Below are 19,184 nucleotides of genomic sequence, written 5' to 3' on the forward strand. Positions count from 1 at the left end.
CGGACGAGCAGCGGGCGCGCGTCAGGGCTGAGGCGTCACTCCACGCGGAGCGGGCCACGCCTCAATGCGGAGCGGGCCACGCCAGCGGCAGCAGGTGCTCGACGCTGAGGGGAGCGAGGGGGAGCGCCGACACGTCGTCGGGCGTGATCCAGCGCAGCTCCTCGAGTTCGGCCTGCACGCTGACCTCGCTCGGATCGATCGTCGTGCGGAACGCGTCGGCGACCACCCGGTGTCCCGGTTCGTTCGCCGCCGCCGAGACGAACCGGCCGAGGGGTTCGATCGCGTTCTCGTCGAGCTCGAGTCCGAGTTCCTCGTGCAGCTCGCGCAGCAGCGTCTGCGCGGGCGTCTCGCCGTGCTCGGGTTTGCCGCCGGGCTGCATGAACCGGGTGGTGCCGCGCTTGCGCACGACGAGCACGCGTCCGGCGCCGTCGTCGATGATCGCCGCGCTCACGTGGATGTCAGGCATCGGGGGCGAACACCTTTCCGGGGTTGAGGATGCCGAGCGGGTCGAACACCCGCGCGATCTGCCGCTGCAGCTCCCACTGGTCGTCGCCGAGTTCGTCGGCGAGCCAGCGGCGCTTGAGGGTGCCGATCCCGTGCTCGCCGGTCAGTGTGCCTCCGAGGGCGATCGCCGCGCGGAACAGGTCGTCGGCCGCCTGCCACACGTGCGCGGGCGTCTCGGCACCCGCGAACAGGAAGTTCGGGTGCAGGTTGCCGTCCCCCGCGTGCGCGACGGTGGGGATCGTGAGTCCGTACTGCCGCTCGATGCGCGCGATCTCGTCGAACATCGCCGGCATCGCACTGCGCGGCACCGAGACGTCTTCGATGAGGGCGGTGCCCAGCGATGCCATCGCCTGGTGCATCGACCGGCGGATCGCCAGCAGGCGCTCGCCCTCGACGGGGTCGTGCGTCACGGCGACGCTGCCCTGGTGGACGCGCAGGATCTCGGCGATCGCATCGGCCTCCGCCTCGGAGGCGGGCCCGTCTGTCTGGATCGTGAGCTGCGCGGCACCCGGCGTGGGGGCGGGGAGGTCGAGGACGGTGTGCACGGCGGCGAGGCTCGCGGCGTCCATCAGCTCCATGATGGCGGGCTGCGCGCCCGAGGCCGTGAGGGCGGCGGAAGCGGTCGCGGCGCTGCGGACGTCGGGGAACGTCGCGGCGATCGTGCAGACCGTGCCGACGACGCGGCGGCGCAGCTTGAGCGTGGCGCCGACGACGACGCCGAGGGTGCCCTCCGAGCCGATCACGAGCGACGTCAGGTCGAGACCGGTGACGCCCTTCACGCTGCGGTGGCCGAGATGCAGCAGGCGGCCGTCGGCCAGGACGAGGTCGACCCCCAGCACGGCATCGCGCACCACACCGTACTTGGCGCACAGCAGCCCGCCCGCGCCGGTGGCGATGTTGCCCCCGACCGTCGAGATCTCGCGGCTCGCGGGATCGGGTGCCCACCACACGCCGTGCTCGGCGAGGAGACGGTTGAGATCGGCGTTCAGGATGCCGGGTTCGACGACCGCGAGGAGGTCGTCGGGACGCACTTCGAGCACCGCGGTCATGCGGGCGGTGGAGAGGACGATCTCCCCCTCGCCGGCGTTCGCGGCTCCGGCGAGGCCGGTGCCGGCGCCCCGCACGACGACGGGGGTGCGGGTCGCGGTCGCGATGCGCATCGTCTCCTGCACGTGCGCGACGGTCTCGGCGTGCACGATGGCGAGGGGGCGCCCCTCGGCGGCATGTCCGGAGCGGTCGGCCCTCGCCTCCTCGAGCGCAGCCGCGCGCGTGTCGACGAGATCGCCGAGGGCCGCGGTCAGCTGCGCGAGGACGCTCATCCGAGTGCGCGTCGTCCGCTGATGAGACCGGAGACGATCGCGACGAGCGCGAAGGCCGATCCGACCAGGGCCTGATCCATCGACCACCAGGCGATCGTGACGCCCACGTAGATGAGCAGCTCGACCGCGGCGCGCAGGAACGGGTGCACCCTCAGCACGGGGCGAGGCGAGAGGAACAGCGCCCAGACGAGGATCACGACGACCGGGGCGCCGATGCCCACCACGATGCTCCAGGGGAGATCCCAGGTGGCGAAGCCCCAGAGGGCGAGAGAGGCGACGGCCACCACCAGCACGACGGCACGGATGACGTCGATGACCGTGATGACGGGGCGCTCGACGCCGGGTACGGGGGTGGGATCCTGGGGCATGGATCCAGTCTATTCGGCGGGAACCGGCTCCTCGTCCGGTACCACGACGACCTCGGGCGTCACCGCGGCGTCGACCCGGGCATCGGTCTCGGCGGGAGCGGTCTGCGCTGCGGGCTCGTCCTCGACAGGTGCCGGGGCGGACTGTTCGACCGGGGCGGGCTGTTCGACCGGGGCGGGCTGCTCGACCGGGGCGGGCTGCTCGACCGGGGCGGGCTGCTCCACGGCACCGGGTTGGTCTCCGACTAGTAGGGAGATACATGCTTCGCCGGAGCGCCCGGGGAGATTCGTGAGCAGCACGGGGGCACCGAGCGCGCTCGTTACGTCGCCGTACGTGTACGTGAAGGTCACGAGCGAATCGATCTCACCGCGCAGGGTCAACGGCGACGTGAGAACGGCGAAGCCGCGTCCGTTTTCATCGAACTCGGCGCGGACGACTTCAAAACGGCCATCGGCGACTGTTGCATCAACAAACCCCCCGGGCGTCCCTTGAAGCGTCACGACGTACTTGTTCTGGCCGACCCAGTTCTCGCCATCGATGAGAGGCAGACAGCTCACCTCAGCAGAAACGAACTCAGGGATCTTCGCAGGCTCTTCGGGTTCGGTCGGAACCTCCGGCTCTTCCTCGCCAGGATCCTCTCCGCCCGGTTCCTCCTCATCATCCGGAGGCGTCGTCGGCGTGGGGGTGGGCGTAGGTGCGGGGGTGGGAACCGTCCCGGGACCCGAATCGCCGCCGGAGCCCGGTGCCGGATTCGCCGGAGTCGTGACGACGGGGGCCGCGGGGACGTCCGTGCCGGTGTCGGCATCCGTCTCGTCGTCGGCCACCGGGGGAACGGTCTCGTCCTTCGGCTTCTCGACGGGCTCGTCGAGCTCGTCATCCACGGGTTCGGTGCTCATCGACGCGTCCGGTCCGACGTCCGAGGAGATCGACGACGAATCGGAGTCGCCGGCACTCGGCAGTGACGTCGACGGGTTCGCCCCGGCCAGGCCGGGGATGATCGTCGCCGCGGCGACGACACCGGCCACCACGAGAGCGGCCGAACCGGCGCCGACGAGGGCGCCCATGCCCGACAGCATCCCGCCGGATGCTCCGGCAGACCCGCCGGCACCACCGCCGGCCGACCCGCCGGCACCACCGCCGGCCGATCCGCCCGCTCCGCCGGCACCGCCGGCTCCCGCGCCACCGGCGGTCGAGCCCGCCGCGAGGGCGCCGGATCCGCCGTCGCCGGCGACCACGCCGCCGGGCACGCTGGAGGGCATGGCCGCGAGAGCGACGATCGGTGCGCCGCCGCCCTGCAGGGTCGCCAGGTACCCCGCGGCGCCCGTGACGCTGAGCACGAGGGGGAGCAGCACGAGTGCGAGGCGCTTGGAGACGTCCTTGGCCTCGGCGGCCACGATCATGCAGCGAGCGCACTCGTCGAGGTGCGCCTCGATGCGACGGTGGTCACGCGATCCGAGATTGCCGCGCGAGTAGGCGCCGAGGTGCTCGATCGTCCACTGGCACTCCGAGCCGGGGGCCGAGCTGCGCAGGTGCGCCTGGATCCACGCCTCGCGCAGACCCTCGCGGGCGCGGAACGCGAGCTGTGAGACCGCGCCCGACTTCATGCCCAGGAGCGGAGCGACCTCCTGCGGCCGCATCTGCTCGATCTCGGTGTACCAGAGCACTTCCTGCCAGCGCGTGGGGAGACTGCGGAACGCCTGCGCGGTGAGGCTGCGATCAAGGGCGTCGTTCGATGCCTGGTCGGTGCTGTCGGGGTCGGCGACCGCGTCGAGCTCGTCCATCGCGTCTTCGCGGCGCGAGCGACCCCAGGCGGCGGCCGTGTTGCGGATGCTGGTGAAGAGGTAGGCGCGGAACGAGCCGTTGGGCCCACCGCCCTTGACGATCGCCTGGTAGATGCGGGTGTACGACTCCTGCACGAGGTCGTCGGGGTCGATCGATGAGGTGACCGAGCGTGCGACCGCGATCCCCGAGGGGTAGTGGCGACGCCAGAGTTCTCCGAACGCCCCCGTGTCACCCGATCGGGTGCGGAGGATGAGGTCTGCGTCGGCGATCGTGTCGTCGATGTGAGGAGTGTTCTCTTCGTGCACTGTGATCCCTCGGTCGTGGGGCACGGGTATGTGCCTTCACAGAGTGAGACGCGCGATGGGCCGGATCATCACGCGAGTTCTCCATTCTCTCTCGGAACTCGCCCGAGGGCCAGCCCTCGCCGGAGTCCGGGGTCGAAAAAGTCTGGAAAAGAAAAGCCTGGTCAGAATCGGATATTCACGAGTCTCAGAACTTTTCTCAGATTTTTTCCCAGGTTCGCGTAATGAATCGGCCTGCACGTCGTCTCATCTGTAGAGACAGCCACGACGAACTCCACCGGGGGGCGGGGTTCGGGCTCCGATGCAGGGGGTTCACGCATCGGTCGGGCGGGTCGGGAGCCTCGGGGGAGGAGTTCTCGGCCCCCCTCTCTACGTGGGGGAACCCGAGGGTGCCGATCCGGGGGGATCGGCACCCTCCACTCTCTCCGCGCGAAGGGACCGGAGCCGCCTGCGCTGCGCGTCGGCGCGCGGTGGAAGGATCTAGGCCCTGCGGGGCCGCGCCCCGACCCACACGCGCGCCACGCGCAGTTCTGCATCGAGCAGCAGGGCATCGCCCACCATCCCGGTGCGCAGCGCGCCCAGCTCCGAGGCGAAGCCCACGGCTCCGGCCGGGGTCTCGGTCAGCGCACGCACCGCGTCGACGAGCGCGACGCCCGCGGCGACCGCGCGCCGCAGAGCCTCGTCCTGGGTGAGCGTCGAGCCGGCGATCGCCCCCGTCTCGACGGTGCGGGCGATTCCGTTCTCGACCGTCACGCTCACCGCGCCCAGGTCGTAGCGGCCGTCCGCGCTCCCCGCTGCGGCCATGGCATCCGTGATCAGGGCCACGCGCCCGGGAGCGGCGTCGAACACCAGCTTGACGACGTGCGGATCGAGGTGCACGTCGTCGGCGATCGCCTCGAGCACCACGCGGTGATCGGCCGCGGCGGCGAGCACGGGCCCCGGAGCGCGGTGGTGGATGCCGGGCATCGCGTTGAACGCATGGGTGAGGATCGACGCCCCCGCCTCGAACGCGGCGACCGACATGGCGGCATCCGCATCGGTGTGGCCGACGGCGGCCGCGGAGCCTGCCGCGACGATCCGGCGGATCGCGTCGAGTCCGCCGGGAAGCTCCGGGGCGATCGTGATCTGACGGATCGTTCCGCGACCCGCGGCGAGCAGCCGGTCGACGTCATCGGGCAGCGGTGCGCGCAGGAGCGACGGGTCGTGGGCACCGTGGTGCCCCGGATCGAGGAACGGCCCCTCGAGGTGCGAGCCGAGGATGTCGGCATCCGTGTGCACGAGGTCGGCGATCTGTGCTGCGCTGCGTGCGAGTTCATCGAGCGGAGCCGTCACCAGCGACACCACGGCGCGGGTCGTGCCGTGCGCGCGGTGCAGGTCGCGCGCGGTGCGGATGGAGTCGACGCCGTCGTCGAATGATGCGCCGGCCCCGCCGTGCCCGTGGATGTCGACGAAGCCGGGCGTGAGAAGCGCACCGGGGCCGGCGACGGATGCCGCGTCGACGACCTCGTCGGCGGGCGCCCAGTCGGCGCCCGTTCCGCGTGCGGCGACCCGGCCGTCGTCGAAGCGCACCCAGGCGTCGTCGACGATCTCGCCGTGATCCACGACGCGCGCGGAGTGGACGACCAGGCTTCCGGTCGCTGCAGGGTGGACGCTCATCGATCGCTCCAGGGGATGTCTGCGACGGGGTGGAATCGGGTCCCCTCAGCCTTCCACAGCGGAGCGAGGGTGCCGAGCCGCTCGCGGAACGACGACCATTCGCGTCCCTCTCCATGCTGCGGCGACCAGGCGATCTCGGCCTCCGCGGCGGCGCGCGGGAAGACGAGCAGCTCGACGTCGTCGATCGTGCGCGTGGTCTCGGACCACAGCGGCGCCTCGGTGCCGAGGATCGCCGCATCGGGCACGTCGAGCACGGCGGTCGGCTCCCAGTCGTACGCGGTTCGCACGTCGATCACGGCGGCCCAGGTGAGGCCGAGGGGGAACTCCTCGTCGTACTTCATGTCGAGGTACGTGGCATCCGCGGCCGACATGATCAGCGCCCCGCCGCGTTCCACGAAGTGCGCGGCCTCGGCGGCGTGCGAACCGGTGGGGACCTTCATGCCCCAGTACTGCCCGATCGTGCCCTCGGCGATGCCGCCGGCGGCACCCATCTCGTGCCAGGCGACGGGGATCTTCCCGGCATCCACGACGATCTGCGTCGCGCGCGCGGCGAAGTGGTCGAAGTCCTCCTGCGAGGTACCCAGCGACTCGTCGCCGCCGATGTGGAGGTACGGGCCCGGGGTCATCTCGGCGAGCTCGCGCACGACGTCGCGCACGAAGTCGTAGGTGCGCTCCTCGCGGATGCGCACGCTCGAGTGGCCGACGCCCCAGCCGAGGTACGTCTCTCCCGCGACGGGCAGGGGCTGCCCCAGAGTCTCGGACTGCGCGACGAGGGCGTCGTTGAGCACCGGCGCCTCGACGAGCTCGGGGTAGGCGACGCCGACCGCGTGGGTGTGCCCCGGCAGGTCGATCTCGGGGATCAGCACCATGTGCCGCGACGTCGCGTGGGCGACGATCTCGCGGTAGTCGTCCTTCGTGTAGAAACCGCCGGGGTCGCCGCCGGCCGACGTCGCCGATGACCGCTCGGTGAGCAGCGGCCAGGAGTCGATGTGCACCCGCCACCCCTGATCGTCGGTGAGGTGCAGGTGCAGGCGGTTGAACTTGAGTGCGCTGGTGGCGTCGATGAACCGCTTCACCTCGGCGACGTCGAAGAAGTGGCGGGCGACGTCGAGCATCACTCCGCGATGCGTGAAGCGCGGGGCGTCGTCGATCTCGACGTACGGCAGGCTCCAGCCCTCGTCGCCCTCGCGGAGCAGCTGCAGCAGGGTCTGCACGCCGTAGAACAGGCCGGCCTCGTCGGCGCCGATGATCTCGACGTGCGTGCCGACCGACAGGTGGTAGCCCTCGGATGCCGCGGCGTCGGCGTCGATGCGCAGCACGATGTCGCCCGGGGCCGGGGTGTGCGCGGAGGCATCGACGGAGGTGAGGGGAGGGGCGCCGCGCCGTGCGGCCGCGGCCGTCAGGACGTCGGCCGCGGGGGAGGAGCCGTGCACGCGCGTCGTCGCGGTGATCGGCATCCGTCCTTCGTGCACGACGGCGGCGGCGGGCACCGGGACGAGCGGAAGCTGATGTGTAAAGACCATGAACAAACCCTAGCCGCGCGGCGGGGAGTCGACCAGGGGGAATCCGGTATGCTCGATCTGTCGCGACTGGCGTCTGGGTGGGTTACCACCGGGGAGCGACCGACCACGGAATTCGACCGCGCGCCTGGGCCGATGAGAACACCCTTCGAATCCGTCGTCAGAGGAGCCCGTCATCATGACCGACCGTTACTTCAACGCCCCGCTCGCCGAGGTCGATCCCGAGATCGCCGAGGTGCTCGACCGCGAGCTGAAGCGTCAGCAGACCTTCCTCGAGATGATCGCGTCCGAGAACTTCGTGCCCGTCTCGGTGCTGCAGTCGCAGGGCTCCGTGCTCACGAACAAGTACGCCGAGGGCTACCCCGGCCGTCGCTACTACGGCGGCTGCGAAGAGGTCGACGTCGCCGAGGAACTCGCGATCTCGCGTGCAAAGAGCCTGTTCGGCGCCGAGTTCGCGAACGTCCAGCCGCACTCCGGCGCCTCGGCCAACGCCGCCGTGCTGCACGCGATCGCGCGCCCCGGCGACACGCTCCTCGGCCTCTCGCTCGACCAGGGCGGCCATCTCACGCACGGCATGAAGATCAACTTCTCGGGCCGTCTCTACGACATCGTCGCCTACGGCGTGAACCCCGAGACCTCGGTCATCGACATGGACGAGGTGCGTCGCCTCGCGATCGAGCACAAGCCGAAGGTCATCATCGCCGGCTGGTCGGCCTACCCCCGCACGCTCGACTTCGCGGCGTTCCGCGCGATCGCCGACGAGGTCGGCGCACTGCTCTGGGTCGACATGGCGCACTTCGCCGGTCTCGTCGCCGCGGGCCTGCACCCGAACCCGGTGCCCCACGCCCACGTCGTCTCGTCGACCGTGCACAAGACGATCGGCGGCCCCCGCTCGGGCTTCATCCTCACGAACGACGCCGACATCGCCAAGAAGATCAACACGGCCGTGTTCCCGGGCCAGCAGGGCGGCCCGCTCATGCACGTGATCGCCGCCAAGGCGACCGCGTTCAAGCTCGCCGCGACCCCCGAGTTCGCCGAGCGACAGGAGCGCGTGCTGCGCGGCGCCGCGCTGATCGCCGAGCGCCTCTCACAGCAGGACGTCAAGGACGCCGGCATCGCCGTGCGCTCCGGTGGCACCGACGTGCATCTCGTGCTGGTCGACCTGCGCGAGGCCGAGATCGACGGCAAGCAGGCCGAAGACCTGCTGCACGACATCCACATCACGGTGAACCGCAACGCCGTGCCGAACGATCCGCGTCCGCCCATGGTCACCTCGGGTCTGCGCATCGGCACCCCGGCGCTCGCCACCCGCGGGTTCGGCGACACGGAGTTCACCGAGGTCGCCGACATCATCGCGCTGGCGCTGCAGCCGGGTGCCGACGTCGAGGCTCTCCGCGCCCGCGTCGACGCGCTCGCCGCCGGCTTCCCGCTCTACCCGGACCTGCAGCAGTGACCGCGGTCGTCCTCGACGGCAAGGCGGCATCGGCCGAGATCAAGGCCGAGCTGACCGAGCGCGTCGCTGCGCTGCGCGCCCGCGGGATCACCCCGGGCATCGCCACGGTGCTCGTCGGCGCGGACCCCGCGTCGCAGCTCTACGTGGGCATGAAGCACCGCCAGTCCGAGGCGATCGGCATGAACTCGATCCAGCGCGAGCTGCCGGCCGATGCCACGCAGCAGCAGGTCGAGGCGCTGATCGACGAGCTCAACGCCGATCCCGACTGCCACGGCTACATCGTGCAGCTGCCGCTGCCGAAGCACCTCGACACCGATGCGATCCTCGAGCGGATCGACCCCGCGAAGGACGCCGACGGGCTGCACCCGACGAACCTCGGTCGCCTGGTGCTCAACGTCAACAGCCCGATCCACACGCCGCTGCCGTGCACGCCGCGCGGCGTGATCGAGCTGCTGCTGCGCAACGACTACGACCTGAAGGGCAAGCACGTCGTGGTCGTCGGCCGCGGCGTCACGATCGGCCGCTCGATCGGGCTGCTGCTCACGCGCCGCGACATCAACGCGACCGTGACGCTCACCCACACGGGCACGGTCGACATGCCGCGCTACCTCCGCGAGGCCGACGTGATCGTGGCCGCCGCGGGCGTCGCGCACCTCATCCGTGCCGAGGACGTCAAGCCCGGTGCCGCCGTGCTCGACGTCGGTGTGACCCGCACGACCGACCCCGAGACGGGCAAGAGCGTCGTGTCCGGCGACGTGCACCCCGACGTGGCCGAGGTCGCCGGCTTCCTCTCGCCGAACCCGGGCGGGGTCGGCCCGATGACCGTCGCGCTGCTCATGACGAACGTGGTCGAGGCGGCAGAGCGCCTCGCCTGAACGAAGACGCTGACGGCATCCCGCTCGACGGATGCCGTCAGCGTCGGCGCACGCGCGCCTGCACGCTGTCGTAGACCTCGGAGGCCTTCGCCTGCAGCTTGTCGTCGACCTGGTCGTAGATCATCCACCCGACCAGCAGCAGGAGCGGCGGGATCACGTAGCCCCAGAATCCGCGGGCGTCGACGCCGCTCAGCCACACCGTGAGCGCCCAGACGATCAGTTCGACCAGGTACACGAGCACGTACTGGACGACCTTCTCGCCCGCCTTCGTACGGTCGGCGGCCGACTTCGCGGCGGATCGGCGGAAGGCGGCAGCCAGCGTCGGCTTCACGAACAGCGCGGCGAGGGTGAGGATGATCGCCGCCCAGAACGCGTGCCATCCCACCGAGACGCCCCGCAGCAGCAGGCCGATCAGCAGCAGAACCACCACGTTGAACACGTAGAGCGAGCCGAACCGCACGATTGCCTTCTTCATGGGATCAGAATCCCACAGCCCGCGCGGAGTGCGCATCCCCGGAGCGACCGGGGACGATGTCAGCGCTGTCCGCCGAGCGAGCTCTGCACGTTCGAGATACGGGCGTGCTCGTCGAAGCTGAAGGTGGCGGAACCCGTCGCGTCGACGACGGTCGCACCCGAGAAGGCCTCGTCGGTCCAGGTGAGGGTCCAGCCGGCGAGCCGGGCGAGATCCCACACCGCGGTGCGGGCGTCGGGCAGGGAGAAGCTCGCGAGCATGCGCGGCATGACGATCATGGCGTCGGCCACGGTGAGCTGCGGTAGCGGCGCGTCGAGGAGGAAGACGGCGCGTGTGCCGCCGCCGACGGGAGCGGAGTAGTACGGGGAGCGGCCGGTGAGCTCCACGGCGACGCCGCCGACGGTGTGCGCGGCCGCGGCGATCCAGTCCTCGTCGCCCGAGGCATCCGCGGGGAACGGCACCTCGGCCGAGGTGAGTTCGGCGATGCCGTGCTCCTCTCCGTAGGCGCGCAGCTGCGCGGCGATGCCCTGCGGGTCGCCCTGCGGGTGCGCCCAGGCCCAGAGCATCGAGCGCGGCCCCGGGGCGATCGTGGCGATCAGGAGCGCACGCGTGACGAGCTGACGCGAGGGGTCGGCGTTCGCGGTGAAGGTGAGGGTGCCCGCCGTCATGTCGGCGTCCCAGCGATGCTCGCCCAGCGCATCGGCGGCGGACGAGAGCTGATCCTGGCGGATCACGGAGTAGAGGGCGGCACGATCGGCGAGAGGCTGGAGCGCAGCGAAGGTCATGCGAACAGTTTCGTGGCTGAGCCTATGAATCCGCCAGTCAGTAGCTCTGTTTCTCACCCCGGTCCGGAGCATCCGAACCACCCGAGGCGATGAACCGCGCGGCGAGAGCCTCGGATGCCCGCGCGAGCAGCGCCACGTCGGCACCGACGGCCACGAAGTCGGCGCCGACGGCGAGGTAGGCCTCGGCAGCCACCGGATCGAAGGCGTTCACCCCGACCGGGGTTCCGGCCGCCTTCGCCGCGGCGAAGACGCGCTCGACGGCGGCGACGACATCCGGATGCGTCTGCTGACCCAGCAGGCCCATCGAGGCCGAGAGGTCTGACGGGCCGACGAACACGGCATCCACCCCGTCGACGGCGGCGATCTCGCCCGCCGCCTCGACGCCCGCCGCGGTCTCGATCTGCACCGTGAGCGACGTGTGCTGCGCCGAATCGCGCAGGTAGCCGTCGACGCGGTTCCAGCGCGCACTGCGGGCGAGGGCGCTGCCGACACCCCGCACGCCCTCCGGCGGGTAGCGGGTGGCGGCGACCGCGGCCCGCGCCTCCTCGGCGGACGACACCATCGGCACGATCACGTTCTGCGCGCCGAGGTCGAGGATCTGCTTGAGGGCCACGACGTCGTTCGCGGGCGCGCGCACGACCGGTGTCACCGGATACGCGGCGACCGCCTGCAGCTGCAGGAGAACCGAATCGAGGGTGTTGGTGGAGTGCTCCATGTCGATCAGCAGCCAGTCGAGGCCGGAGCCCGCGGTGACCTCGGCGAGCAGCGGGCTGCCCGAGCACACCCACATGCCCACGAGCGGGCGATCGGATGCCGCGAGCCGGTCGCGGAAGGGGGGATCTAGATGAAGCGGCATGCGATCGTTCCCATCGGTCCGTAGTCGCACAGCACCTCGTCGCCGCGCGACACCCACATCGGGCGTGTGAACGATCCTGCCAGGATGATCTCGCCGGCCTCCAGGCGCGCGCCGTGCTGGTGGAACTTGTTCGCGAGCCACGCGACGCCGGTGGCCGGGTGACCGAGCACGCCCGCGGCGACGCCCGTCTCCTCGATCTCGCCGTTGCGCGACAGCACGCCGGGCACCCAGCGCAGATCGATCTCATCGGGACGCTTGCGCACCGAGCCGAGCACCATCGCCCCGTAGGCGGCGTTGTCGCTGATCGTGTCGACGATCGTGCGGCCCTCGAGCTCGATGTGCGAGTTGAGCACCTCGAGCGCGGGGACCGCGTAGTCGATCGCCGCGAGCGCGTCGTCGAGCGTGCAGTCGGGGCCCTCGAGCGGATGTTTGAGCACGAACGCGAGTTCGACCTCGATGCGCACGTTCGAGAAGTGGTCGACGGGGATCTCGGCGCCGGACTCGTGCACCGTGTCGTCGAACATCACCCCGTAGTCGGGCTCGGTGATGCCCGTCGCCTGCTGCATGGCCTTCGACGTCAGTCCGATCTTGCGGCCCACGAGCGTGCGGCCCGCGGCGATCTGCGTGTCGCGCCACACCCCCTGGATCGCGTAGGAGTCCTCGATCGTCGCCTCGGGCCAACGTGACGTGATCCGGGGGATCACCGTGTGCTCCCGGTCGGCCCGGGCCAATTCTGCGGCGATCTGCGCGATCACCTCTGCTGACAGCATCCGCATCTCCTACAGCTGGTGGCCGAGCTTGTACTCGCCCTGCTTGTACTCGGGCATCGATGCCTCGCCCTCGTCCGGCCGCGTGTACGAGAAGCCGTCGGCGCCGATCGTGACCGCCATCTCGCTGGAGTCGGTGCGGGCGACGACGGGCTGAGGGTTGCCGTCGAGGTCGAGCACGAGCGACGCCTCGGTGTACCAGGAGGGCACGACCGGGTTGCCCCACCAGTCCCGGCGCTGGTTGTCGTGCACGTCCCACGTGATGACGGGGTTGTCGGGGTCGCCCGTGTAGTAGTCCTGCGTGTAGATCTCGACGCGGTGTCCGTCGGGGTCGCGCAGGTAGAGGTAGAACGCGTTCGAGACGCCGTGGCGGCCGGGGCCGCGCTCGATCGCGTCGGAGCGGCGGAGCGCGCCGAGCTTGTCGCAGATCGCGAGGATGTTGTGCTTCTCGTGCGTGGCGAACGCGACGTGGTGCATGCGGGGCCCGTCTCCGCCGGTCGCCGCGGTGTCGTGCACGGTGGGCTTGCGGCGCATCCATGCGGCGTACACGGTGCCCTCGTCGTCCTGGATGTCCTCCGTGACGCGGAAACCGAGGTCCTGGTAATGGCGCACCGCGCGGGGCACGTCGGGGGTGACCTGATTGAAGTGGTCGAGGCGCACGAGCTCGCCCGGGGTGTGCAGGTCGTAGCGCCACGAGAGGCGCTCGACGTGGGTGGTCTCGAAGAAGAACTCGTAGGGGAAGCCGAGCGGGTCGACCACGCGCACCGAGTCGCCGATGCCCTGCACGAAGCCGTTCGGCTCGCGGCGCACGTCGCAGCCGAGCTCGGTGTAGAAGGCGACGGCGCGGTCGAGGTCTTCCGCGCTGCGCACCCGGTAGGAGAACGCGGCGACGGCGGCGATCGGACCCCGGCGCAGGACGAGATTGTGGTGGATGAACTCCTCGGTCGAGCGCAGGTAGATCGCATCGTCGTCCTCGGCGGTCACGTACAGCCCGAGCACGTCGACGTAGAACTGACGTGAGGCGGCGAGGTCGGTGACCACGAGTTCCATGTAGGCGCAGCGCAGGATGTCGGGCGGCGTGCTGGTCGGCGTCGCGACCGGGTTGTCGGAGTGGATCGGTGCCTCCTGCGACACGTAGTAGCCGGAGGAGGTGAGCGTCTTCTGCGTCTTGTCGGTCATGTCAGCGTCCTTGCTGTCGATTCCTGCGTGACAGGAGGGGGTCAGTTCTTGCCGAAGGTGGGGTTGTGGGCGCCGCCGAGCGTGATGTGCACGCTCTGCTGGTCGGTGTAGAAGTCGATCGAGCGGTAGCCGCCCTCGTGGCCGAGGCCCGAGGCCTTCACGCCGCCGAAGGGGGTGCGCAGGTCGCGCACGTTGTTGCTGTTCAGCCACACCATGCCCGCCTCGACCGACTGCGCGAAGTTGTGGGCGCGCTTCAGATCGTTCGTCCAGATGTAGGCGGCGAGGCCGTACTTCGTGTCGTTCGCGAGCGCGAGCGCCTCGTCGTCGGAGTCGAACGGGGTGATCGCGACCACGGGGCCGAAGATCTCCTCCTGGAAGATGCGGGCGTCGGGGGCGACATCGGCGAAGACGGTCGGGGCGACGAAGTTGCCCTCGTCGAAGCCCTCGGGGCGCCCGCCGCCGGCGATGAGCCGGCCCTCGGTCTTGCCTACACGTACGTAGCTCATCACCTTGTCGTAGTGCTCGGGGTGGACGAGTGCGCCCACCTCCGTCGTCGGGTCGTGCGGGTATCCGACCTTCACGCGTTTCGCCTGCGCCGCATAGCGCTCGACGAACTCCTCGTAGATCGCGCGTTCGACGAGGATCCGCGAGCCGGCCGTGCAGCGCTCGCCGTTGAGCGAGAAGACGCCGAAGATCGTCGCGTCCACCGCGGCCTCGAGATCGGCATCCGCGAAGACCACGGCGGGCGACTTGCCGCCGAGCTCCATCGACAGGCCCTTGAGGAAGGGGGCGGCGTTGCCGAAGATGATCTGCCCGGTGCGGCTCTCACCGGTGAACGAGATGAGGGGCACGTCCGGATGCTTCACCAGCGCGTCACCCGCATCCTCACCGAGCCCGTTGACGAGATTGAAGACGCCCCGCGGCAGGCCCGCCTCCTCGAAGATCCCGGCCCACAGCGACGCCGACAGGGGCGTGAACTCGGCGGGCTTGAGCACCACCGTGTTGCCGGTCGCGAGGGCCGGGCCGAGCTTCCACGACTCGAGCATGAACGGCGTGTTCCACGGGGTGATGAGCCCCGCGACGCCGATCGGCTTGCGGTTGACGTAGTTCATCTGGCGACCGGGCACCTTGAACGCGTCGTCGGACTGCGCGACGATCAGGTCGGCGAAGAAGCGGAAGTTCTCAGCGGCGCGGCGGGCCTGGCCCAGCGCCTGCGTGATCGGAAGGCCGGAGTCATACGACTCCAGTTCGGCGAGGCGGGCATCCCGCGACTCGACGATGTCGGCGATGCGGTGCAGCACGCGGGAGCGCTCGCGGGGGAGCATCCGCGGCCAGGGGCCCTCGGTGAACGCGCGGCGGGCGGCGGCGACGGCCCGGTCGATGTCGGCCTTCTTGCCCGCGGATGCCGTCGTGTAGGTCGTGTTCGTCACGGGGTCGAGCACGTCGAAGGTGTCGCCGTCGACCGAGTCGACGAAGGCGCCGTCGATGTAGTGCTGGATGTGGTCGGGCAGGTCGGCGGGAATGCGCGGATCGGTCATGACTGGTCTCCGGTCGTCGGGGCGGTGCGGGTGTGCAGTGCGTCGAGGAACGCGTCCATCGTGCGCCAGCGGTGGTTGCGGGCGGCGAGTTCGATCTCGAGCGGATCGGCGCCCGCTCGGATGAGGTCGAGGATCTCGGTGTGCTCCTCGACGGAGTGCTGGGCGCGGCCCGGGATCGACGCGAAGGTCGAATCGCGGATGCCCGAGAGCCGTGACCACCCGCGGTGCACGAGCTCGAGCAGGTGCGGGTTGGGGCACGGCTCGAACAGCACCGAGTGGAACTGGCGGTTGAGCTCGGTGAAGGCGTGGGCGTCGAGGTGGTCGAGCATCCGGGCCATACGGTCGTTGATGCGGGCCGCCTCGTCGAGGGCGTCGTCATCGAGCAGCGGGGCGGAGAGCGCGGTCGCCGACCCCTCGACGATGCCCAGCGTCTGCATCGTGTGGGCGTACTCGCTCTCGTCGACGAGTGTGACCCGGGCGCCGACGTTGCGCTCGAAGGTGACGAGTCCCTCGGCCTCGAGACGGCGGATGGCCTCGCGCACGGGCACGACGCTCATCTTCAGGTCGTCGGCGATCGAGCCGAGCACCAGGCGGTAGCCGGGACTGAACATGTGCCCGGTGATGCGCGAGCGGATCCACTCGTACGCGACCTCGGACTTGCTGGCGGCGGTGGTCGTCATGCGTTCGTGCCCGTCTTGGTCTGCGGGGCGGTCTCGTTCTGCGGGGCGGTCTCTGCCTCGTATCGGGCGCGCCATTCGGCGTTCAGGGGGAACAGGCCGTCGACCGGATGCCCCGCTTCGACCTGCGTCGCGATCCACGCATCCTCGTGCTCCTGGGCGATCGCGGCGTTCGCGATCTCCTCGGCGAGGGCGGGTGGGATCACGATCACGCCGTCGCCATCGCCCACGACGATGTCGCCGGGCTGCACGGTCGCCCCGCCGCAGGCGATCGTGACGTCGATCTCCCAGGGCACGTGCCGGCGACCGAGCACCGAGGGGTGCGCGCCCTGCGAGAAGACGGGGAGGCCGATCTCTGCGACCTGGTCGAAGTCGCGCACGCCGCCGTCGGTGACGACGCCGGCCGCGCCTCGGGTGCGGGCGCGCAGGGCGAGGATGTCGCCGAGCGTGCCGGTGGTTGCATCGCCGCGCGCCTCGATCACGATGACCTCGCCCTCCTCGACGGCGTCGAACGCGCGCTTCTGGGCGTTGTAGCCGCCGCCGTGGCTCGCGAAGAGGTCTTCACGGAAGGGAACGAAGCGCAGCGTCTTCGCGGTGCCCACGATCTTCGAGCCCGGGATGTTCGCGGTGACGCCGTCGATGAAGCACGAGTGATGGCCGCGCTTGCGCAGCTGGGCCGAGAGCCCGGCGGTCGGGGCCTCGAGGAGCTTCGCGCGGAGGGCGGGGGAGAGCGTGGGCCCATCGTCTCGCTTCGCTCGCTCAGGAACCGGGTTCCTTCCCTCCTCGGTTCCTGAGCGAGGAGCATCGCGACGAGACGAAGGGACCGCCACGAGACCGGCGGCCTCGGCGGAGCCCCAGGCCTCGGTGCGCTGCAGGTCGTCGACCGCGGGGAGCGACCCGACCGTCTCGTCGAAGGCGACGTGGCCCTGCGTGACGGTCGTGACGAGCCGGCCCGAGGTGGGCGAGCCCGAAGCGTTGGGAGCATCCACCTCGATCTCGACCACGTCGCCGGGGACGATGACGGATGACCCGGCCGGAGTGCCGGTGAGGATCACGTCGCCGGGCTCGAGCGTGAAGTGCTGCGACAGGTCGGCGACGAGCTGCGCGAGCGGGAAGATCAGCCCGGCCGTCGTGTCGTCCTGGCGGAGTTCGCCGTTGACCCAGGCGCGCACGCGCAGCGCCGTCGGGTCGACCGTGCGGGCGTCGATGAGGTGCGGCCCGAGGGGTGTGTAGCCGTCGCCGCCCTTCGAGCGCACGTTCGATCCCTTGTCGTTCGCTCGAAGGTCGTAGAGGCCGAGGTCGTTCGACGCCGTGACCCACGCGACGTGCGTCCAGGCATCCGCCAGAGCTACCCGCCGGGCGGGGGTGCCGATGACGAGCGCGATCTCTCCCTCGAACGCGAGCAACTCGGTGCCCGCGGGACGCTCGACCGTGCCGCCCGAGACCCCGACGGAACTGGACGGCTTGAAGAAGTACGAGGGGGCGGCGGGGCGACGCCCGCGCTGATCGGCCCGGGAGGCGTAGCTCAGATGGATCGCGATGATCTTGCCGGGGCGGGCGATGGTATCCGTCACGGGGCGCCTCCTCGCGCATTTTCCGACACCTTGTGCGTCGTATCCGAAATCATATATCATCGCTTCCACCCCCGGCAAGCACCTCCGACCGAGACTCGGATGCACGCCGTGACAATGCAGTCACGAACAAAGGAGACACCGCATGAGCGGTCAGTCACAGGCGGGTTTCACACCCACCGGAACCATCGCGACGGCGGCCGACCGTCGCCGCGTCGTCTTCGCCACGGTGGTCGGGACCACCGTCGAGTGGTACGACTTCTTCATCTACGCCACGGCCGTCGGGCTCGTGTTCGGGCAGCTGTTCTTCGCGCCGCTCGGCGCCGACAGCGCCCTGATCGCGTTCGCCACGGTCGGTGTGAGCTTCCTCTTCCGACCGCTCGGAGCGTTCCTCGCCGGCCACTACGGCGACAAGCTCGGACGCAAGACGGTGCTCATGTGGACGCTCATCCTCATGGGCCTCGCGACCGCACTTATCGGTCTGCTGCCGACCTACGAGACGATCGGCATCACCGCCCCGGTGCTGCTCGTTCTGCTGCGCATCCTGCAGGGCATCTCGGCCGGCGGCGAGTGGGGCGGCGCGGTGCTCATGGCCGTCGAGCACGCCCCGCGCGCCAAGCGCGGCATCTTCGGCGCCTCTCCGCAGATCGGCGTTCCGCTCGGTCTGCTGCTGGCATCGGGTGTCATGGCGCTCATGACGGTGATCGCGCCCGGCGACCAGTTCCTCGCGTGGGGCTGGCGCGTGCCGTTCCTGCTCAGCGTCGTGCTGATCCTCGTGGGCTACTACGTGCGTCGCCGCGTCGAGGAGAGCCCGGTCTTCGCCGAACTCGCCGAGCGCAAGGAGAAGGCGAAGATGCCGATCGTGCAGCTGTTCCGCAAGCACGCGCTGCTCGTGATCATCGCCGCGCTCGTGTTCGCGGGCAACAACGCCGTCGGCTACATGACCACCGGCGGCTACATCCAGGGATACACGACCAACCCCGAGGGTCCGATCGGACTCGAGCGCGGTCCGGTGCTGTGGGCGGTCGCAGGCTCAGCGGTCACCTGGCTGATCAGCACGCTCGTCGCGGGCTGGATCTGCGACCGCATCGGTCGCCGCACGACCTACATCATCGGTTGGGTGCTGCAGCTCGGCGGCGTGTTCGCGCTGTTCCCGCTCGTGAACACCGGGGAGATCGGTCTCGTCTTCGCGGGCCTCGCGATCCTCACGATCGGCCTCGGCTTCACGTACGGCCCGCAGGCGGCGCTGTACACGGAGCTGTTCCCGGCCAGCATCCGCTTCTCGGGCGTCTCGATCTCGTACGCGATCGGTGCCATCGCCGGCGGCGCGTTCGCTCCGACCATCGCGACGGCCATCGTGGCGGCGACCGGTTCGACGCAGGCCGTCACCTGGTACCTCGCCGGCATGACCGTGATCGGGCTCATCGCGACGCTGCTGCTGCGTGACCGTTCCGGCATTCCGCTCGGCCCGGATCACGAGGAGGAGCAGGCCGTGAGCCCGATCCACGGACTCGCCCGGGCCTGAACCGCGGATCCGTCCCCGCGCAGTTTCCGTCGGCCCG

17 protein-coding genes and 1 riboswitch are annotated in these 19,184 nt (G+C 70.3%); of the genes, 3 read left to right on the plus strand and 14 right to left on the minus strand.

The genetic code is table 11. The annotated features are described in order from the left end of the window. Window positions 1-61 precede the first annotated feature (61 nt). From KV396_RS11160 to KV396_RS11185, 6 genes are all read right to left on the minus strand, one after another. Window positions 62-466, minus strand: coding sequence for an NUDIX hydrolase (locus KV396_RS11160; protein WP_247955753.1), 405 nt, complete (start codon window positions 464-466; stop codon window positions 62-64). Beyond that, window positions 459-1,823 (minus strand): FAD-binding oxidoreductase, encoded by a 1,365-nt coding sequence (locus KV396_RS11165; protein ID WP_247955754.1) that lies wholly within the window; start codon window positions 1,821-1,823, stop codon window positions 459-461. Before KV396_RS11165 ends, KV396_RS11160 begins: the two co-directional genes overlap by 8 nt. Next, a complete protein-coding gene (locus tag KV396_RS11170) occupies window positions 1,820-2,191 on the minus strand; it encodes a YrdB family protein (RefSeq protein ID WP_247955755.1) in 372 nt (123 codons plus the stop codon). The genes KV396_RS11165 and KV396_RS11170 overlap by 4 nt, the downstream gene beginning before the upstream one ends. A gap of 9 nt (window positions 2,192-2,200) precedes the next feature. Further along, window positions 2,201-4,276 (minus strand): sigma-70 family RNA polymerase sigma factor, encoded by a 2,076-nt coding sequence (locus tag KV396_RS11175; RefSeq protein WP_247955756.1) that lies wholly within the window; start codon window positions 4,274-4,276, stop codon window positions 2,201-2,203. 477 nt (window positions 4,277-4,753) lie between these two features. Beyond that, window positions 4,754-5,929, minus strand: coding sequence for an N-acetylglucosamine-6-phosphate deacetylase (locus tag KV396_RS11180; RefSeq protein WP_247955757.1), 1,176 nt, complete (start codon window positions 5,927-5,929; stop codon window positions 4,754-4,756). Continuing rightward, a complete protein-coding gene (locus KV396_RS11185) occupies window positions 5,926-7,452 on the minus strand; it encodes a family 20 glycosylhydrolase (RefSeq protein ID WP_247955758.1) in 1,527 nt (508 codons plus the stop codon). The genes KV396_RS11180 and KV396_RS11185 overlap by 4 nt, the downstream gene beginning before the upstream one ends. Window positions 7,453-7,504: 52 nt before the next feature. After that, window positions 7,505-7,589: riboswitch (ZMP/ZTP riboswitch) on the plus strand. A gap of 38 nt (window positions 7,590-7,627) precedes the next feature. Here KV396_RS11185 and glyA point away from each other — a divergent pair. Further along, complete coding sequence (gene glyA, locus KV396_RS11190) at window positions 7,628-8,902, plus strand: serine hydroxymethyltransferase (protein WP_247623108.1); 1,275 nt, start codon at window positions 7,628-7,630, stop codon at window positions 8,900-8,902. Next, window positions 8,899-9,777 carry a bifunctional methylenetetrahydrofolate dehydrogenase/methenyltetrahydrofolate cyclohydrolase gene (locus KV396_RS11195; protein WP_247955759.1) on the plus strand — a complete coding sequence of 293 codons (879 nt, stop codon included), beginning with the start codon at window positions 8,899-8,901 and terminating at the stop codon, window positions 9,775-9,777. The genes glyA and KV396_RS11195 overlap by 4 nt, the downstream gene beginning before the upstream one ends. 37 nt (window positions 9,778-9,814) lie before the next feature. On the opposite strand, the gene KV396_RS11200 is transcribed toward KV396_RS11195, so the two are convergent. From KV396_RS11200 to KV396_RS11235, 8 genes are read right to left on the minus strand one after another with little or no spacing between them, the layout of a single operon-like run. Beyond that, entirely contained in the window at window positions 9,815-10,252 is a 438-nt protein-coding gene (locus tag KV396_RS11200) for a hypothetical protein (protein ID WP_247623106.1), read from the minus strand. A gap of 59 nt (window positions 10,253-10,311) precedes the next feature. Continuing rightward, a complete protein-coding gene (locus KV396_RS11205; protein ID WP_247955760.1) occupies window positions 10,312-11,034 on the minus strand; it encodes a DUF6882 domain-containing protein in 723 nt (240 codons plus the stop codon). A gap of 37 nt (window positions 11,035-11,071) precedes the next feature. Continuing rightward, window positions 11,072-11,890: an HpcH/HpaI aldolase family protein gene (locus tag KV396_RS11210; RefSeq protein WP_247955761.1), complete on the minus strand. Its 819-nt coding sequence runs from the start codon at window positions 11,888-11,890 to the stop codon at window positions 11,072-11,074. Next, on the minus strand, window positions 11,875-12,660 hold the full coding sequence (locus KV396_RS11215) for a 2-keto-4-pentenoate hydratase (protein ID WP_247955762.1): 786 nt from the start codon (window positions 12,658-12,660) through the stop codon (window positions 11,875-11,877). Before KV396_RS11215 ends, KV396_RS11210 begins: the two co-directional genes overlap by 16 nt. A gap of 9 nt (window positions 12,661-12,669) precedes the next feature. Then, complete coding sequence (gene hpaD, locus KV396_RS11220; RefSeq protein ID WP_247955763.1) at window positions 12,670-13,836, minus strand: 3,4-dihydroxyphenylacetate 2,3-dioxygenase; 1,167 nt, start codon at window positions 13,834-13,836, stop codon at window positions 12,670-12,672. 41 nt (window positions 13,837-13,877) lie between these two features. Continuing rightward, window positions 13,878-15,374, minus strand: coding sequence for a 5-carboxymethyl-2-hydroxymuconate semialdehyde dehydrogenase (gene hpaE, locus KV396_RS11225; RefSeq protein ID WP_247955764.1), 1,497 nt, complete (start codon window positions 15,372-15,374; stop codon window positions 13,878-13,880). After that, window positions 15,371-16,054 carry a GntR family transcriptional regulator gene (locus tag KV396_RS11230; RefSeq protein WP_247955765.1) on the minus strand — a complete coding sequence of 228 codons (684 nt, stop codon included), beginning with the start codon at window positions 16,052-16,054 and terminating at the stop codon, window positions 15,371-15,373. The genes hpaE and KV396_RS11230 overlap by 4 nt, the downstream gene beginning before the upstream one ends. After that, window positions 16,051-17,625 carry a fumarylacetoacetate hydrolase family protein gene (locus KV396_RS11235; protein ID WP_247955766.1) on the minus strand — a complete coding sequence of 525 codons (1,575 nt, stop codon included), beginning with the start codon at window positions 17,623-17,625 and terminating at the stop codon, window positions 16,051-16,053. Before KV396_RS11235 ends, KV396_RS11230 begins: the two co-directional genes overlap by 4 nt. Before the next feature lie 142 nt (window positions 17,626-17,767). Here KV396_RS11235 and KV396_RS11240 point away from each other — a divergent pair, with 142 nt between their 5' ends. Continuing rightward, window positions 17,768-19,147 carry an MFS transporter gene (locus tag KV396_RS11240; protein ID WP_247632688.1) on the plus strand — a complete coding sequence of 460 codons (1,380 nt, stop codon included), beginning with the start codon at window positions 17,768-17,770 and terminating at the stop codon, window positions 19,145-19,147. Window positions 19,148-19,184: the final 37 nt, after the last annotated feature.

This window comes from Microbacterium galbinum, from assembly GCF_023101185.1.
In the GTDB taxonomy this organism is placed as follows: domain Bacteria; phylum Actinomycetota; class Actinomycetes; order Actinomycetales; family Microbacteriaceae; genus Microbacterium; species Microbacterium galbinum.

What these genes read in the sequence shown, in the direction of transcription:
- KV396_RS11160 (WP_247955753.1), bottom strand. Translation starts at nt 466, where the DNA reads ATGCCTGACATCCACGTGAGCGCGGCGATCATCGACGACGGCGCCGGA.
- KV396_RS11165 (WP_247955754.1), bottom strand. Translation starts at nt 1,823, where the DNA reads ATGAGCGTCCTCGCGCAGCTGACCGCGGCCCTCGGCGATCTCGTCGAC.
- KV396_RS11170 (WP_247955755.1), bottom strand. Translation starts at nt 2,191, where the DNA reads ATGCCCCAGGATCCCACCCCCGTACCCGGCGTCGAGCGCCCCGTCATC.
- KV396_RS11180 (WP_247955757.1), bottom strand. Translation starts at nt 5,929, where the DNA reads ATGAGCGTCCACCCTGCAGCGACCGGAAGCCTGGTCGTCCACTCCGCG.
- KV396_RS11185 (WP_247955758.1), bottom strand. Translation starts at nt 7,452, where the DNA reads ATGGTCTTTACACATCAGCTTCCGCTCGTCCCGGTGCCCGCCGCCGCC.
- glyA (WP_247623108.1), top strand. Translation starts at nt 7,628, where the DNA reads ATGACCGACCGTTACTTCAACGCCCCGCTCGCCGAGGTCGATCCCGAG.
- KV396_RS11200 (WP_247623106.1), bottom strand. Translation starts at nt 10,252, where the DNA reads ATGAAGAAGGCAATCGTGCGGTTCGGCTCGCTCTACGTGTTCAACGTG.
- KV396_RS11205 (WP_247955760.1), bottom strand. Translation starts at nt 11,034, where the DNA reads ATGACCTTCGCTGCGCTCCAGCCTCTCGCCGATCGTGCCGCCCTCTAC.
- KV396_RS11210 (WP_247955761.1), bottom strand. Translation starts at nt 11,890, where the DNA reads ATGCCGCTTCATCTAGATCCCCCCTTCCGCGACCGGCTCGCGGCATCC.
- KV396_RS11215 (WP_247955762.1), bottom strand. Translation starts at nt 12,660, where the DNA reads ATGCTGTCAGCAGAGGTGATCGCGCAGATCGCCGCAGAATTGGCCCGG.
- hpaD (WP_247955763.1), bottom strand. Translation starts at nt 13,836, where the DNA reads ATGACCGACAAGACGCAGAAGACGCTCACCTCCTCCGGCTACTACGTG.
- hpaE (WP_247955764.1), bottom strand. Translation starts at nt 15,374, where the DNA reads ATGACCGATCCGCGCATTCCCGCCGACCTGCCCGACCACATCCAGCAC.
- KV396_RS11230 (WP_247955765.1), bottom strand. Translation starts at nt 16,054, where the DNA reads ATGACGACCACCGCCGCCAGCAAGTCCGAGGTCGCGTACGAGTGGATC.
- KV396_RS11240 (WP_247632688.1), top strand. Translation starts at nt 17,768, where the DNA reads ATGAGCGGTCAGTCACAGGCGGGTTTCACACCCACCGGAACCATCGCG.